Source organism: Bartonella sp. AC158YNML (assembly GCF_042196725.1).
Classification (GTDB): Bacteria; Pseudomonadota; Alphaproteobacteria; order Rhizobiales; family Rhizobiaceae; genus Bartonella.
Genome location: NZ_JBHIQU010000097.1, coordinates 1 through 615 on the forward strand (window position 1 = coordinate 1; position 615 = coordinate 615).

The window sequence follows — 615 nt, forward strand, 5'->3', positions numbered from 1 at the left end:
GCATTATTGCGTATTTTGGCATTTTCGGAAACGCTTGCTTTGATAACCATAGCATCATCATAAACCCAGCAATTGCCTTTATGAGACAGATCACTCTCATCTTTAATAAAGCCGCCCAATTGACCAGCTTTGACATCATCAAAGTCTCTTAAAGCTTTAATGCGGTGTAAAGTCACACCGTTAACAACGCGGTTTTCATTAGTAAGTTCATATTTTTTTGCAGGCTCTTGTTTATTAACAGATGCAGTTTCATTTGTAATGTTAGAGAGAACGGGGGTGTTGTTTGATATATTTGTCATATTTAAAACCTTGATGTTAATATTGTTTTCAATTGACACCTTAAAAAGGCGCCGGGTGTTGAAAACACGGCATCAAGTCCGTCGGCATGCCTTCCCCATAGGGTTTTGTATAGCATGACCACACCCGACAAAATTCTCATATATGCTAATCACAGCATAAAAGATAGTCAGTTTTTTGATATGGGAAAGATTGTTTCGTAATCTACCCGCTTGATGTTTAAGTGTTTTCAGCACTTGGTTATTTATATAACAAAATACGTATTTATTGTCAAATAATATTTTATCTTTTTTGATATTTTTTGTATTTTTTAAATTG

At 34.6% G+C, this 615-nt stretch carries 1 protein-coding gene and 1 pseudogene; both read right to left on the bottom strand.

Going from position 1 to position 615, the window contains the following annotated elements; genetic code table 11:
• A pseudogene (locus ACFIM1_RS09445) lies at positions 1-299 on the bottom strand (hypothetical protein); the annotation flags it as partial.
• A 72-nt stretch (positions 300-371) separates the two neighbouring features.
• Positions 372-615 (bottom strand): hypothetical protein (locus ACFIM1_RS09450; protein WP_375609898.1); only part of this gene is annotated, 244 nt, incomplete at its 5' end.